Below are 16,251 nucleotides of genomic sequence, written 5' to 3' on the forward strand. Positions count from 1 at the left end.
ACAGGATATATGTAACAGTAATAAACGATCAAACGTACTGATTACATATTAACCGGTTCACCGGGTAGAATTAAATAATTGTTAATTCAAAATATTAGTTTAATTTTTTAGTCGTTAACAATACTGAATTTAACTGCGCTGCTGAATTAAACAGTTCGGGTTGCTGCCCAAAGCTCCTGTTAGAACTAATTGCGGGCTGATTCCTGATCCTGCTGAGCGCATAGCTGATCATTGGATCACCCTCGCTACCAAAGGGCTGTAGGGGAAGGTTGGCAGATTCAATAAAGAGCTCATCTGGGATTATACCAGCTGAATACCCTCCGCTAGCTAACGAATTATATAATTTATATACTATCGGATACAAGGTGACATCAATTCTTTTCGGACTTCTTTTATCGCTTATGGTGATAGAAGCTTCATCTTTACCGCGCGTAGTTTGACCAATCTGAACGACAGTAATGTATGGTTTTAGATTGTTGATGATCAGTTCTGCAGCAGAAGCCGTGGCACTTGTCGTCAATACGTAAATGCGTGGAAGATTAAGGTTGTGCTGCTGTAAGGACGAAAAAGAAGGACCGTTATCTGCTTCCGCAGCAGTGCCAAACGATTCTTTTCTGATGCCGCCCTGGGTGTTTCCCCGGTATTCGATAAAAGGACTAGCTTCAATTACTGACCTGGTGGTCATACTGCACATCGCAGCTGCTGCGGATACGTCACCACCGGCATTATACCGCAGATCGAGAATGAGGTCGCTGATGTTATCGGCTTTAAACTTGGCGAATACGGTCATATAGCTACTGCGCTCAAGGGCATTAAAGGCAGTGAAAAATAAGTATCCTGTTGTATTGCCATTCAGGGAAAAAGTTTTTTGTACGGCCATTTGCTCTAAAGTTCGACTTGCGTTGATGGTAGTGGTGCTACCTTCTTTAATTACCTTACCGTCGAACTGCGCCTGGGTCAACCTTAGGGACGTTCCGTTGAGCATCTCCTTTTGCAGATCGGCACCATTAGCTTCAGTTAGGGCAATGCCATTTACCTTCGTAAAGTACTGACCACGGCGTAAACCGGCGCCCTGTGCGGCAGAGGTATTTAATACCAATGTGACCAGGCCCAGCGGCTGGTTAGTTACAGGCTCTTTAAATATAACGTAGTCAAACCCGTATTTAGAGCGACTGCTGGCCTGTTGAGAAGATTCACCACCGGGCAAAGTAAGGAATGAGAACCTGTCTGCACTAAATTTGACACTATTAAAAAACGATGTCGGTACCTGGTCTTTATTTGGGTTGAGGGGCAATTCATCCGACCAATAGTAATAGCGCTTTAAGCTATCAGTGATCCAGGTGTTTATCTCAATGTTGTTTACTGGCCCCTCGGGTCCGGGAGTGGCCGGGTCCTTTTTACATCCCGAAAAACTGCACAGACAACAAGCAGCTGCGATAAATAAATTTTGGGCCCTAATGTTTCCGGGATAATTTGTAAGCAGATTCATATATTAATATATCGTCCAAAATTACGCAAGCGAACGAATTGAGGATCGAAAAACCATCCATAATCAATAAGATAATGTTTAGATAACAAGCCGTTAACAATCATAGAGTTTCCGCCCTAATTTATTGAAAATGTGTTCAGTAAAATATATTACTAAAACACATTAATAACATTCCCCTAATAATGATAGCGTATTTTTACAACCATCAGAAAGCATCAGTATTGCGTTCTTTTTGTAAAATTACAATGGGCAAAAACGATCATAATTTAATGAACATCAGTTTCTCTTATTTACATTTCAGTTGTTGTATCATTGTACTGCTGCTTTTGTCATCCTGTGCGAGCAAGCGGAATCTGGTATATCTCAGTGATATAAGTGATACAGCTGATTATCAGTCGAAAATCACTAATATTACTGAGCCGCGTATCCAGTCTGGTGATTTACTTGCAATTACCGTATCTAATATTGATCCCGAATCGAGTAATTTATTTAATAAAGGAATTTTGCCCGTTACCAATATATCGGCATTACCCAGCAATATGAGCACTGCTGATCCATCTGGTTATCTGGTAGATAAAGCAGGTAGCATTACTTTTCCCGCAATTGGCAAGGTTCAGTTGGCCGGATTAACATTGGAAGAAGGTGTTGCTAAAATCCGGACTGATTTAAGTACTTATGCCAAAGACCCGATTGTGACAATAAAGCTCATGAATTTTAAGATCACAGTGATTGGTGAGGTTAGTAAACCAGGGGTGTTCAATATTTCCAACGGGAGGGTAAATGTGCTTGAAGCCCTTGGGCTGGCAGGCGATATGACCATATATGGCAGACGTGAAGACATCTGGATCATGCGTGAGGAGAATGGCAGCCGCAGCATTACTCATCTTGATCTCACTAGTAAAAATACCCTGCAATCCCCTTCCTTTTACCTGCAACAAAATGACGTGCTTTATATTAAACCGGATAAGCTTAAAGAGCGCCAGGCACGCACCAATACCCGCACGTTATCAATTGTGGTAGCTGCGGCTACAATTGTCACAGTTATTATATCAAGGTTGTTTTAAATAAAGTTAGAAGTATGCCAGAACCTAATCCTTTTCAACTCCAGCCGCTGGAGCCTGTTAATGTAAAGGACATTTTATTAAAGTACTCGCGTAATTGGGCCTGGTTTGCCTTGTCATTAATCTTTTGCATGACACTAGCGGTTGTCTATCTGAAGTATGCGGCAACGCAATACCGGATCGACAGCACCATTCTGATAGCTGATGATAAAAACGGATCCGATCTTTCTAAAATGGGCGGACTTTTCAGTGATCTTGAACTTTTTCAGTCGGGTAAAAACATTGATGACCAAATAGAAGTCCTAAAGGGCAAGACCTTAATGCAACGGGTGGTCAGGGAGCTCAATCTTCAGGTTATTTACGAAAAGCGTGGTAATCTAAAGAACACTGAAATTTACGGAACTGCGCTACCCATCAAGGTAACATCTGGGCGCCTCGATTCTGCTGCTTTCGAAAAAGAATTGGTCTTAAAAATATTATCTCCTACACAGTATAGCCTCGATGACGGTGCCGACAAAGGAGTCTACCGTTTTGGTGAGACGGTTAACAAGCCATACGGATCCTTCTTGATTACCTCAACTGCAAACCTGTCCTCAGCAGGCAAGGGGGAAATTTTGCTGCATTTCCGGGATATAAAAAGTCTTGTGAATGATTGCCTGGAAAGCCTTAGCATCACCCCTGTCAACAAAAATGGCAACGTACTGAAATTGAGTATAAACCATACGGTTCCGCAAAAGGGTATAGATTTATTAAACAAACTGATTGAGCTTCATAATCTGGAAGCCATAGAAAATAAAAATGAGATCGCCGCTAAAACCATTGTATTTATCGATGACCGGCTAGTTTACCTAGTTGAAGAGCTGTCTGGGGTTGAAAAGGATGTAGAAACCTATAAACAAAAGAATGATGTTACTGATATCAGTTCTGAATCTCAGCAGTATCTGCAAAATACCGTTGAGTATGAGCAAAAACTAAGTGAGTACGACATACAAATCAGCATACTACAATCCATACAAAATTACATGACCGATAGTAAGGGTCAGACTGACCTTGTACCAAGTTCGCTGAGTATACAGGACGCGACCCTAACAGAATTAATAAATAACTATAACCAGCTGCAGCTACAGCGAAACCGGCTGCTAAAGTCTAACTATGAAAACAGCCCCGTAGCCGTTAACCTTGCCGAACAACTGGTTTCATTGCGCCAAAATATTCTAGAAAACATAAAAAATATTAAAAAGGGATTGGCTATCGCCCGCAACAGTTTGCAGAATAAAAACACCAAGTTCGAAAACTTAAAGCAGCATGTCCCATCTATTGAAAGGCAGCTATTAGAAATAAAAAGACAGCAGAGTATTAAAGAAACTCTTTATCAGTATCTTTTGCAAAAAAGAGAGGAGGCTAGTCTGTCAAAGGCCGCGTCTGTTGCCAGCGTACAAATTATTGATAAAGCAGATGTAGACAATATCCCGGTAAAACCAAGAAGATCGGTGATTATTATCCTTGCGTTTATGGCTGCATTGCTGCTACCTGTTTCCGGAATATCATTGATCAGCTTGTTTAACAACAAAGTGTCGATCATTGAAGACATTAAAAAAATCGGCGCTCCAGTGCTTGGCGAAATCCTGCATGCAGTACAAAATGAGCGCTTTTTGGTGAGGAAAGAAAATCGAACTGTTCTTTCTGAGTTATTCCGGTTACTAAGGAGTAAACTCCAGATATCCGCGACAGAAGATAAAAACAAGACGATCCTGGTTACGTCTACCATGAGCGGGGAAGGCAAAACCTTTTTCTGCATCAATATGGGTGCAACATTGGCATTGGCAGGAAAAAAGGTGGTGTTACTTGAATTTGACTTAAGGAAACCAAAATTACTGTCAGACATTGGTTTATCGGTAACCAAGGGGATTACCAACTATCTGGTATCAAATAAAATTGAGCTGGATGACCTTATAACTAAAGTACCCGATATTGACAACCTATATGTTATAGGCTGCGGCCAGATGCCGCCAAATCCCTCCGAACTATTACTGAGTGAGCGGATGAATGAACTGTTTACGATTCTAAAAGAGAAGTTTGACCATATAATAATTGACTCCCCCCCTGTAGCTTTAATCGCTGATACCTATAGTCTGGCTCCATTTGCCGACCGAACATTGTATTTAATCAGGTATAACTATACCCTAAAAAACCAAGTGGGAATTGTAAAAGAAATATTTGAAGAAAAAACGCTCAAAAACATGATGCTGATTATGAATGACGGGCGACGCGAAAATGTTCCAGCCTATAATTATGGGTACCAGTACAACTATGGTTATGAGAAAAAATATGAAAAGAAACCGTGGTTCAAACGAATATTTAGCTGGCGGTCATGAGTCTTAACGTAGCATTCACATATGGTTAAAAGGTTTTTGAAGGGAGATCAGGCCAAAAACTATTACTATTCATTTTTTGGCAACTTAGCTAGCGCAGCAAGCCAGTGGGTAGTTTTGATGCTCCTATCCAAACTATACGGCACTGCGCAAATGGGCGATTATGCCTTAGCGATGGCCTGGATATTGCCTCTATTTGCCTTCTTTTCCTTTCAGATCCGCAACATTCATGTGAGTGACCAGGCCGGCGAATACGGCTTCAACGTGTTCCTTAAAATCAGGATTGCCTGTGCCCTGTTATTCTTTGTCACAGTAACATCTATTGGCTTTTTATTTTACAAACCTATCGCAACCATATTTCTCCTTGGTGCATTTTTCAAGAGCTTTGAACTGGTGAGCGATATGATCCATGCAGAATTCCATAAACGCAAGAAAAACGAGGTTTACGGTAAAATGCTAATCTTTAGGTCTATCCTATCTATACTATTGAACGTAGCTATGTTTAGCATGGTCAAATCTTATCAGCTGGCATTGATATCGATGCCGCTCGCTTATTTGTGCAGTATGCTTATAGATTTCAGACTATTAAAGGGTCTGAAAATGAATATCAGCCTCAAAGTTGATAACTCGTTGGTTAAAAAGTTTTTGATGACGGGGGTGTTTACAGGTTTGTCGCTTTTACTGGGATATATGATGCCCAATATCCCGCGCCTGATACTGGACAAATATCGCAGCAGCTTTGAACTAGGATTGTTTTCCGGATACCTTTCACTCATTATAATGACACGCATATTTGTACAGGCTGTTGTACAAAACAGCCTGCCCTATCTAGCACAGTACTATGATGCGTGCAACTACGGCAAATTCATATCGACCTTAAAAAAAGAAGCGGTGATCATAACAGGATTAGGCTTGCTTCAATTTGTATTGGTGCCTTTCAGTAACCTTTTTTTTCCTTTGCTTTTTAACAAGGATTTCTCAGACAATCATATTCTGCTATGTCTGATCTTTGCAGGGTCTGTATTTTCATTTTTAGGTTTTGTGCTAAATAATGCCGTCAACGCTATGAAAATATTGCATATGCAGCTGCCGGTTTACGCAAGTCTGGTAGCCCTGGCCTTTGTATTGGGGTATCTTTTGATTCCCAGATATGGACTCAACGGTGCCGGCTGGACTTTCCTGACGGTTAACCTTTGCACCGCCGCCCTATTGCTTTTAATAATTCTATTGAAGCTCCGCACAAAACTAAAGACTGAAGGGTCTTCCCCTGACAACATAGTTGACTTTAAAGTAACAGCCGGTGAATAATATTGAGCGAATTTCAGTCGCGATTGCGGTCACAAGTGCAATTAACCTGTTTATGCTCTTGGCGCTAAATGTACCGTTTGACTGGTACTTGCTTCCACTAACTGTTTGTGGCATTATTTCCGTTTACCAAATCGTATATCTAATCGACATTACCCGACAGCATGGTTTAAGGCTGCCGCTTGTATTTTACTTTTATTGTACACTTTGGTTTAGCTGCTATCTCGCCCCACTGCTGCATTTTGCCTTGAATTTTTGGCTCATCTTTAATAATTCGCTCATATTGCCAGGAAAATGGGAACCCTATGTACTGATCATAGCCACCATGAATGCAATAGGTCTTATTCTGTTTGTGTTTGCCTATCGGTTCTTTTACGGACTTCGAAAACCACAAAACAAAATTTATCTGTTGCAAAGTAACAAGAAGCTGAATTATGTCTATCTGCTGTGTTTTATCAGTTTTGCCTTCCAAATATTCATTTATAGTAAACTAGGCGGTATTTCGGGCTTCATTGCTGCCTATGAGGCACGGGGCGAAGAGCAAAGTTTCGCTGGCTATGGAATCCTTTTTATCATATCTGAATTCTTCCCCATAGCACTAGTATTCATATTCTACATCAAAGCCTTATACAGTCCTAAGCTGCGTAATGGTAAAAACATCTTTATTTTCCTGGCGATACTTTTTGTAGCCTGCATCTTTTTTGGGGGGCTTCGGGGCAGTCGCAGCAATACGGTACTTACTATGGTTCAGGCCTGCCTGATCCTACATTTTTTTATCAGAAAATTTCAGATAAAAGAGATGGTAATTGGGGTAGCCTTTCTGGTCAGCTTTATGTATGTCTATAAATTTTACAAGCAAGGTGGTACCGAAGCAGTTACTGCATATACGGAAGGTAAGCTGGACGTGTCCGAGTACAAATATAATTTTGACGTATTCGACATGTTGCTTACGGATTTTGCGCGGGCCGATATACAGCCCTACCTGGTTTACCGTTACGACAATTCAAACTATCAGCCCAAGCTTGGCGAAACCTATCTGGGTTTTATACATTTCTTTCCGGCATTTATGGTCGACAAAAGCGCAATAACCACAAAAAAAACAGCAGCCACAGAATTGCTGTATAATTATAAAGGTGATGTGTTAGGATTTTATACCACGAGGATCTTTGGCCTCTTGGGCGAATATATTTTGAATTTTGGCTACTACACCGCTTTCTTAATTTTCCTGCCTCTGGCTTTTTTTATTGCGGCTCTTGATAAGTGGGTCTATTCTCTGGCTGCTTCGGATGTGAGGAATTTTATTGTGCCATTATGGATATTGTTTGTGATTACATTGTTTAATGCTGACCTCGATAATGCCATATTCTTTTATATAAAACGCATATTTCCAGTAATGGTAATGCTATGGTTGGTTACAGACAAGTTTTTAATTAAACGGTCACTTGAATAGATAACGTTGTTTACACTTATATAATAAAAATGGATAGGATAGAAATTTTAAGGCAAATCAATATCATTTTTGCAGAGTTGCTGGATAATCAAAATATTCAAATAACTGAAGCTACAGTGGCTTATGACATTGAAGATTGGGACTCCCTGATGCATTTGCAACTGGCTGTTGCGATTGAAAAGAACTTTGAGGTACGCTTCAATTTACAGGAAATTCAAAGCTGGGTTGGGGTAAAAGATATTATTGATAGTGTTGTCCAGAGGCTAAATTAAGATTCCTGGTATGATAACTTTTAATCTTGAGGTCATCTTGAACAAAATTCAAGACCGTAATCTACATCACGCAGTAAAATTGCGTAACAATACCCACGATCTGGGAGATTTATATCACCATAAAGCCAGCCTTTTTCTTAAGAAGTACGAGGCGTATCTACAACGGGAGGGGGAGAACATTGATTTTGGGATTAATCGTTATTTAATAATGTTGGAGACGATGCTACAGGAACGTATTCAATTTATCAAAACCGGTCAATATTCAAATACTTCGTTTGAGGAAGTAGAAAAATCTGTGTATGCCAACCCGGAGGCGATGGTGTCTCACATGCATGGCTTAGTGCTAGCGCAGTTTTTATGGCCTGATCAATACACACGATTTTTGTTTTTCAGTACGAACTTTCATAAGTATTTCAACGATTTCTGTACCTATCTGGAAATTGGCGGCGGACATGGATTGTACCTCAATGAAGCTATTGAATTATTTCCCCAGGCAAGACAATTTGATCTTGTTGATATCAGCCAAAGTTCTATAGATCTTGCCAAGGGCATTATTGATAACGACAGGGTAAACTACTACCATAAAAACGTCTATGACTTTGATGAGAACGAGTACAATTTTATAACCATGGGTGAAGTGCTTGAGCATGTAGAAGACCCTCTGGGTCTATTGACAAAAACTGTCAGTTTATTGTCACCAAATGGCGTATGCTATATCACAACCCCAATTAATTCACCTATGCTCGATCACATTTACCTTTTTAATGACGAAGAAGAAATACGCACGTTGTTTCATTCGGCAGGGTTACAGATCATCGAAGAAAAAATAGCGATATCAGATAATAAATCAACTACTTATGCCAAAAAGAACAAAACGCCGGTCATGTATGCGGCTTTTTTAAAGAAAATATGAAATTAAAGCTATCAATTATTTATTCATGGATCGTAAGGATGGCAACCATATGGTTGCCTGACATTCCGGTCTTCATGCGGTTCCGAGGATTTCTCTACTCATTTATGATGAAGCAGTGTGGCCGTGATTTTCAGGTGCCGTCAACAGTCATCATCAACTCGTTAAGTGGATTGGTTGTCGGTGATCATGTTGGAATGGGGCATAGAGTGGTAATTATAGCTACCGATCTTGAAATTGGGGACGAAGCGATGATTGGCCCTAATTGTGTGATATCAGGTGGTAATCATACATTCTATAAAACGTCTTATCGAAATGGCCCGCATGTGCCAAAACCTATAAAAATTAAAGCGGGCTCCTGGATTGCGGGTAACTGCTCTGTAACCGCAGGAAGCATCCTGCCGGAGCGGTCTGTACTCGCTGCCGGTTCTGTATTGACAAAAGCCTTCAAACAACCGGACTGTATATATTCGGGTTCTCCCGCAAAATTTATCGTCGAAACCCATAATGATGTCCTGCCCTGTTAAAAATCTATTGATAATGATGTGCCTGCTGGCAGTTGCATTTGGCTGCTATGCACAAAGTGACGGGTATGTTTATAAGCCTGTGCCCGCTGAATATTTGGAAAGGAAGATACCTTCCTCGCTGGTGCAAAAAGCAGATCAGCTTAAACGTCGGGCCTTTCCCATTGAATCAGTTTTACCAATAAATTACGTAACGGACGGCACCATCGACTATACCCGTTACGTACAGGCCGCCATGGATGCTCACCTGATTGTTTTGATGCCTGATTTTCCGGTACTTGTAAACGATTCAGGCCTGAATGTGAGAACTGGACAATCCATCATTTTCAATACCCTCTCCAAGATAGTTTTGGTGCCAAGCCGCCTCAATACCTATGAAATACTCCGGGTACATAACGCAGATAATGTATTTATATATCAACCAGTCATTACTGGTGATAAAGGAAAACACCTGGATACGTTGGGACAATGGGGTATGGGAATAGCTATCCGGGCATCGGAAAATGTAGTTCTGGTTAAACCGCAAATCTCTAAATGCTGGGGTGATGGAATTTACATAGGACAATTGAATAAAAAGCCTGCGAGAAATATTACTATAATAGAACCTCTACTCGACGACAACAGAAGGAACGGCCTTTCAGTTACAGCGGTGAATGGTTTAAAGATTATAGGAGGTGTAATTTCAAATTCGAACGGACAAAATCCAAAAAGTGGGATAGACATAGAGCCAAATCATAATCATGATGTTATTGACAGCATCACCATTAGTGAAACTGTAACATTTAACCACGCTTCATATGGCATCGTCATATCTCTGCAGCATCTGTTGGGAAGAGCGAGTGGTAAAAGTAACATTACGTTAATAAAGACTATCGACGATAGTTCAGGCATTGGGTTGGGTATCATTGGTAAACCTTTAGACGGTGTATTGGATGGCCGGATAAGAATAAGCGGCCCTGCGTTGCTTAACAACAGAAAAATGCCGATCCGCTTACCTTTGCGCCCCTTTGGTTTGAAGGTAGAATTGAGTGGGCTTATGATTGAAACGCCCTTCAAATATTATAAAACCGACCGCATAAAAGCCATCTTGAAAAAGAAGCATAACATCATTGTTCAGTAGGTGTTAAGCCCGGCCTTCAGAATTTACAAAAGGTTCATTTAAAACGCACATAGGGTTAAAGTTCTTTTCAAATCTTTGTAAACGATGATCTCAATAATCTCCGCCACATACAATTGCTCGGCTTTTATCGAACAAACCATTATGTCTGTTCAGCAACAAACATATCCAGACTGGGAAATGATCATTATCGATGACAGTTCGACTGACAATACGCTTGACTTTATCAAAGCGGCGTCGTTGGCTGACACGAGAATAAAATACCTGGTAAATGATGAAAATATGGGTCCGGCTAAAACGCGGAACAGGGGTATTGAAATGGCTACTGGGAACTACATGGCTTTTTTGGATGGTGATGATCTCTGGTTACCGGAATTTTTAGCCGTCTCGTTAGATTTTATGGAAAAAAACAATTATCGATTCATTTTTTCATCCTACCGGAGGGTGGATGTAGAATTGAATCCATTGTACGAGGATTTTATCGTGCCGAAGAAAGTCTCTTATCATAGTTTATTGAAAACATGTCCTATATCCTGCTTAACAGCGGTGATTAACATTGGAGTAACAGGCAAGTTTTACATGCCGGATATTGCCAAAAGGCAGGATTACGGGTTGTGGTTATCCATATTGAGAAAGGTTGACTTTGCTTATGGGATCCAGCAACCGCTAGCCATTTACAGGATGCGTAAAAATTCAATATCACGAAATAAATATAAGGCCATGCTCTATGTTTGGAAGGTTTACCGGGATTTAGAAAAGCTGGATCCATTGTATTCAAGCTACCTGATGGTAAACTATGTCATAAACGGGTTAAAAAAATATGGGAGATGAAATTGGTCTCAGTAACTGGACATAATGGATTTGTAGGGAGTAACCTTATACCATATTTAATGAATCAGAATTTTGAAGTGACTGGAGTAGGACGCAGGACAATTCCCGATGCTGAATATCAACAAATTGCTTATGATGAATTGCCTCTTCATAAATGTGAGGCCCTTATTCATTTAGCTGGTAAGGCGCACGACCTCAAAGGAAGTGGTAGTAGTGCGGAATATTTCGAGGTAAATACAGAATTGACAAAGAATATATTTAACACTTTTTTGCAATCGGATGCTACAGTGTTTATCTACATTAGCAGCGTAAAAGCGGCCGCTGATAGCATTGAGGGTATTCTTTATGAAGACGTTGAAGCCAGACCTTTAACCGCTTATGGTCAATCAAAATTAATGGCGGAAGAATTCCTACTGCACAGAATTTTGCCCAAAGGAAAACGTGTGTATGTTCTCAGGCCATGTATGATCCATGGACCCGGTAATAAAGGCAATTTAAATCTGTTGCTTCAGGTTATTAAAAAGAGCCTACCCTATCCGCTTGCCGCATTTGAAAATAAGCGTTCGCTTTTATCTATTCAAAACTTGCTTTTTACAATTAACGCGTTGATTAATGATAGTCAAATTGCAAGCGGGATATACAACATTGCAGATGATGAACCTCTTTCTACAAATGAAATAGTCGATGCATTGGGAGAGGCACTAAATAAAAAAGCAGTGAAATGGAGAATTAATCCGGGTTTAATAAGAATTCTGGCGTCAATTGGTGATCGCTTTCCACTACCATTAAATTCGGACAAACTACAAAAGCTCACGGAGAGTTTTGTGGTAAACAACGATAAAATAAAGAAAGCAATGTCCATTACAAATTTCAGCATAAGCTCAAAGGAGGGATTAACATACACAGCCTTGAACATATAGTAGACCACACTTAATTTTACATTTTTTTCGGATATAAAGTATGCACGGTATAAGTAAAAGTAAACATAAACATCTGATAGATGCGCTTTTGCAATTGAAAAATTTATCGCCGGCAACTGAAAACGAGTTGAATGAAACTGAAGGTGTTTTGCACGACAAGGTAGAAAGAGAAGGCGAGCGTGCTAGCGACCTTACCGCAACATTAACGGAGGAACTCGAAGAATTATATTTAACCTATAACATAACTTTGCAATCGCTGGGCATTATAATTAAAAATTACGATGAGCTTTATAAATTTATAAAGACTGAATATGTTGGGAAGCGCTTAAAGGCGTTAAAAAAAAATATGCCGGCTGATAAAGAACATATTGACTCTAAATCGTTGAGAGACAACATACACACCGTTTACGGAACTTAAATTACATAACAACAGGAAATGGACAAGCGCGAGTTATTAGAGAAGATAAACCAGATATTTATTAGTGTTTTAGATAATGAGGACATTGTATTAGAATATGACAGCACCGCAGATCATATTGACGACTGGGACTCCTTGAATCATATTCAGCTAGTGGTTGCAATTGAAAAGAATTTCAAGATTCGCTTTACCTCACAAGAGATACAGAGTTGGAACAACGTGGGCCAGATGCTGGATAACATTCTGTTAAGAGTCAAGTAATAACTAGCGCTTAATTTAAGAGTTTAATGCACAATTAATGTTCATTTAACAGGCTAAAGGTAAATTCGCAGTGCAATTGATTTAACTATTGCAGGCAAATATAAAATCGTGATTAGTCAAACTTTTAATGAACTAAAGAGGAATCTAAAAAAGGACTCTGGTAATTTCAAAAAGGTACGCCTTGCGATCCTCGCGGATTCGGCTTCTCAACTAGTGGTACAAGCAATAAAGGGGTATGGAATTGCACACAGCATTAATTTTGTAGTTTTTGAGGCTGACTATAACCAGATTGACCGTCAAGTGTTTGACCCTGGGTCTGATCTTTATAAGTTTGAACCTGAGTTTTTGCTAATATTACGAAGTACCGAACGGCTTAATAAACGGTTTTGTACACTTGATCGCTCAGATAAAGAGTCCTTCGCCAATAACCAGCTGACTTATCTTATCTCATTGTGTCAGCAGATTAGCAGTCGCATTAAATGTAAAATAATACTCAATAATTACATTGAGCTAAATGACAGTGTCTTCGGCAACCTCGCCACAAAGGTTAGCTCATCATTTTTATATCAGGTAAGAAAACTCAATCTGAATTTGATGGATCACGCTCAGGAAAATAAGCTCCTGTTTTTGCTTGACCTGAATTCACTGATTGCAGTAGCCGGATATCGGAATACTTTTGATCCTAAAATGTACTATAGCGCCGATATGGTTTTTAATATTGATTTTTTGCCCAATCTTGCTAAACACATCACTGATATTATCTTCGCTATATCTGGTAGCTTTAAAAAATGTGTAGTCCTTGACTTAGACAATACAATCTGGGGAGGCGTTATAGGTGATGACGGTGTAGATGGCATACAGATTGGTGACTTAGGACATGGCAAAATATTCTCTGACCTGCAGCTTTGGGTAAAGCAATTGAAGCAACGTGGTATTATCGTCGCAATATGCAGCAAAAACACAAGCTCAATCGCCAAAGAGCCTTTCTTAACCCACCCTGAAATGGTACTCCGCCTGGAAGATATTGCAGTTTTCGTGGCAAATTGGGAAAATAAGGCCGATAATATACGGCATATACAAAGCGTCCTGAACATTGGTATGGACTCCATTGTTTTTATAGATGATAATCCGTTTGAACGAGAGTTGGTTAAAAAAGAGATTCCTGAAATTATGGTGCCTGACCTGCCTGAAGATCCTGCTGATTACCTTCTCTTCCTGAAATCACTGAACATGTTTGAAATCGCATCTTTTACTGTAGATGATGAACAACGAACCTTACAATATCAGCAAGAAGCTGAAAGAAGTGTATTGCAGCAGAGTTTCGCAAATGAAGAAGAGTTTTTGTCTAATTTGGAAATGGTATCAGAAGTAAAAGCATTCGACACCTTTACCATACCGAGAGTCTCGCAGCTTTCACAGCGGTCCAACCAATTCAATCTTCGCACCATCAGGTATACGGAGACAGAGTTATTAAGTATGGTGGGAGATGGTTTATATTATACTTATTCATTTACGCTCAAGGATAAGTATGGTGAAAATGGCCTGATCGCTTTTGTCGTACTTAAGCAAGTGTCAGAAAGCACGCTGTTTATCGAAAATTGGGCTATGAGCTGCAGAGTGTTAAAAAGAGGAATGGAATTTTTTACACTAGATTGCATAGCAGGCGATGCTAAACGGAATGGTTACAGCAATATACTAGCTGAATATCTTCCTACTAAGAAAAATATGATGGTTAAAGCACATTATTCATCGCTGGGTTTCGAGGAAATTGAGGAGAACAGCTACGTGCTTAATCTGGCAACATACCAATTGAATAAACCAGTTTTTATAACAAGAATGTAAAGAATCGATATGGTTTTTAATTCTGTTGAATTCGCGGTTTTTTTTACTGGCTTCTTTTTGCTTTACTGGTTTGTATTTAACCGCTACTTGAAACAGCAAAACTTGCTGATTTTAATTGGAAGTTATGTGTTTTATGCCTGGTGGGACTGGCGCTTCTTGCTTTTACTGGCCGCCAGTACAGCATTCAATTATTATTTGGGCATCCATATTAAAAAAGCAGAAACCTTTACCCGCAGGAGATTTTTGTTATACCTGGGCTTGTTGCAAGCGCTGGGGACCTTACTGTATTTCAAATATTTTAACTTTTTTATTGAATCATTCACCAGGGGCTTTTCCGCATTTGATTTGAATATCGACGTGCACCTGGTTAATATTATTCTTCCGCTTGGAATAAGCTTTTACACCTTCCGTACCGTTAGTTATATTATAGATATCTACAATGGGAAGACGCAGCCGACTACCAACTGGGTAATATTTTTTGCATACGTGGCTTTTTTTCCTACCCTGATATCAGGGCCGATAGACCGGGTCGGGTTACTGATCCCCCAATTTGAAACAAAAAGAGTTTTTAACTATGAAAATGCCGTTGATGGCATGAGGCAGATTCTATGGGGTTTCTTTAAAAAAATGGTTGTGGCTAATAACTGTGCGCTGATAGCCAATCCTGTGTTTGATCGGTATCATGATCTGCCAGCCAGTACACTTGTTCTCGGCGCTTTTTTTTATACCATACAAATCTATGCTGATTTCTCTGGTTACACGGATATGGCTACGGGTTTTTCGCGCCTGCTGGGCTTTAATATCACTAAAAACTTTAACTATCCTTTTTTTGCCAGAAATATTGCCGATTACTGGCGCAGATGGCACATGTCACTGACTTCATGGGTAACCGATTATGTATTTCTGCCCCTAACAATCCGCTTCAGGGACTATGGCAAGATTGGGCTTGTTATGGCCATTATGATCAACCTGATTGTTGTGGGGATATGGCATGGCGCCAACTGGACTTTTATTTTGTATGGAGTTTTGCATGGACTCTACTTCATCCCCCTCATTATAAAAGGCACGATGAACAAAAAGAAAAAGGCAGGGATTGCTTCTTCGTTTCAGTCGTTTAGTGAATTAAAGAACATCTTGCTGACATTTTTACTGGTCATGTTCACAAACGTTGTTTTTAGGGCTAGAAATATTACAGAGGCCTTTAATTATTACATGAGCCTATTTTCGAAGACCATCATCGCCAAGCCCGTATTAGCCACCGATGCTACCATTGTAATCACCACCATTGTATGTATCGTCGTAATGCTTTCGATAGAGTGGATACACAGGGAAAAGAGCTACGGTTTTCAGATAGGCTATTTCAAGAAGCCGGTATTGCGTTGGGCATTATATCTTGTACTGATAACCAGCATTTTTTGTTTCAGTCCTGCAGAAGGGTCTCAATTTATTTATTTCCAGTTTTAAATGGCAAACAAGCCT

Annotated in this window: 15 protein-coding genes; 14 read left to right on the forward strand and 1 reads right to left on the reverse strand. The window is 39.9% G+C overall.

Annotated elements, in window-relative coordinates:
• Positions 1 to 94: 94 nt before the first annotated feature.
• The gene (locus EZ437_RS20715; protein WP_131598046.1) at positions 95 to 1,489 is read right to left on the reverse strand and encodes a S41 family peptidase; all 1,395 of its coding nucleotides are present in this window, start codon (positions 1,487 to 1,489) and stop codon (positions 95 to 97) included.
• A gap of 269 nt (positions 1,490 to 1,758) precedes the next feature.
• Here EZ437_RS20715 and EZ437_RS20720 point away from each other — a divergent pair, with 269 nt between their 5' ends.
• From EZ437_RS20720 to EZ437_RS20785, 14 genes are all read left to right on the forward strand, one after another.
• Positions 1,759 to 2,553: a polysaccharide biosynthesis/export family protein gene (locus EZ437_RS20720; RefSeq protein WP_131598111.1), complete on the forward strand. Its 795-nt coding sequence runs from the start codon at positions 1,759 to 1,761 to the stop codon at positions 2,551 to 2,553.
• A 14-nt stretch (positions 2,554 to 2,567) separates the two neighbouring features.
• On the forward strand, positions 2,568 to 4,925 hold the full coding sequence (locus EZ437_RS20725) for a GumC family protein (protein WP_131598047.1): 2,358 nt from the start codon (positions 2,568 to 2,570) through the stop codon (positions 4,923 to 4,925).
• A 21-nt stretch (positions 4,926 to 4,946) separates the two neighbouring features.
• Complete coding sequence (locus tag EZ437_RS20730; RefSeq protein ID WP_131598048.1) at positions 4,947 to 6,230, forward strand: lipopolysaccharide biosynthesis protein; 1,284 nt, start codon at positions 4,947 to 4,949, stop codon at positions 6,228 to 6,230.
• A complete protein-coding gene (locus EZ437_RS20735; protein WP_131598049.1) occupies positions 6,223 to 7,677 on the forward strand; it encodes an O-antigen polymerase in 1,455 nt (484 codons plus the stop codon). Before EZ437_RS20730 ends, EZ437_RS20735 begins: the two co-directional genes overlap by 8 nt.
• Positions 7,678 to 7,706: 29 nt before the next feature.
• Positions 7,707 to 7,949 carry an acyl carrier protein gene (locus EZ437_RS20740; RefSeq protein ID WP_131598050.1) on the forward strand — a complete coding sequence of 81 codons (243 nt, stop codon included), beginning with the start codon at positions 7,707 to 7,709 and terminating at the stop codon, positions 7,947 to 7,949.
• 10 nt (positions 7,950 to 7,959) lie between these two features.
• A complete protein-coding gene (locus tag EZ437_RS20745) occupies positions 7,960 to 8,862 on the forward strand; it encodes a class I SAM-dependent methyltransferase (protein ID WP_131598051.1) in 903 nt (300 codons plus the stop codon).
• Positions 8,859 to 9,386 (forward strand): acyltransferase, encoded by a 528-nt coding sequence (locus EZ437_RS20750; RefSeq protein WP_131598052.1) that lies wholly within the window; start codon positions 8,859 to 8,861, stop codon positions 9,384 to 9,386. The genes EZ437_RS20745 and EZ437_RS20750 overlap by 4 nt, the downstream gene beginning before the upstream one ends.
• 13 nt (positions 9,387 to 9,399) lie before the next feature.
• Positions 9,400 to 10,503 (forward strand): right-handed parallel beta-helix repeat-containing protein, encoded by a 1,104-nt coding sequence (locus tag EZ437_RS20755; RefSeq protein WP_165500485.1) that lies wholly within the window; start codon positions 9,400 to 9,402, stop codon positions 10,501 to 10,503.
• Between the two features lie 84 nt (positions 10,504 to 10,587).
• Positions 10,588 to 11,331 carry a glycosyltransferase family 2 protein gene (locus EZ437_RS20760; protein ID WP_131598054.1) on the forward strand — a complete coding sequence of 248 codons (744 nt, stop codon included), beginning with the start codon at positions 10,588 to 10,590 and terminating at the stop codon, positions 11,329 to 11,331.
• On the forward strand, positions 11,328 to 12,251 hold the full coding sequence (locus tag EZ437_RS20765) for an NAD-dependent epimerase/dehydratase family protein (protein ID WP_131598055.1): 924 nt from the start codon (positions 11,328 to 11,330) through the stop codon (positions 12,249 to 12,251). The genes EZ437_RS20760 and EZ437_RS20765 overlap by 4 nt, the downstream gene beginning before the upstream one ends.
• Before the next feature lie 40 nt (positions 12,252 to 12,291).
• A complete protein-coding gene (locus tag EZ437_RS20770) occupies positions 12,292 to 12,669 on the forward strand; it encodes a hypothetical protein (protein ID WP_131598056.1) in 378 nt (125 codons plus the stop codon).
• A gap of 18 nt (positions 12,670 to 12,687) precedes the next feature.
• Positions 12,688 to 12,930: an acyl carrier protein gene (locus EZ437_RS20775; RefSeq protein ID WP_131598057.1), complete on the forward strand. Its 243-nt coding sequence runs from the start codon at positions 12,688 to 12,690 to the stop codon at positions 12,928 to 12,930.
• A gap of 108 nt (positions 12,931 to 13,038) precedes the next feature.
• Positions 13,039 to 14,772 (forward strand): HAD-IIIC family phosphatase, encoded by a 1,734-nt coding sequence (locus EZ437_RS20780; protein WP_205942775.1) that lies wholly within the window; start codon positions 13,039 to 13,041, stop codon positions 14,770 to 14,772.
• A gap of 87 nt (positions 14,773 to 14,859) precedes the next feature.
• Positions 14,860 to 16,236 carry an MBOAT family O-acyltransferase gene (locus EZ437_RS20785; protein WP_165500486.1) on the forward strand — a complete coding sequence of 459 codons (1,377 nt, stop codon included), beginning with the start codon at positions 14,860 to 14,862 and terminating at the stop codon, positions 16,234 to 16,236.
• Positions 16,237 to 16,251: the final 15 nt, after the last annotated feature.

The organism is Pedobacter psychroterrae, assembly GCF_004331695.1.
Lineage (GTDB): Bacteria > Bacteroidota > Bacteroidia > Sphingobacteriales > Sphingobacteriaceae > Pedobacter > Pedobacter psychroterrae.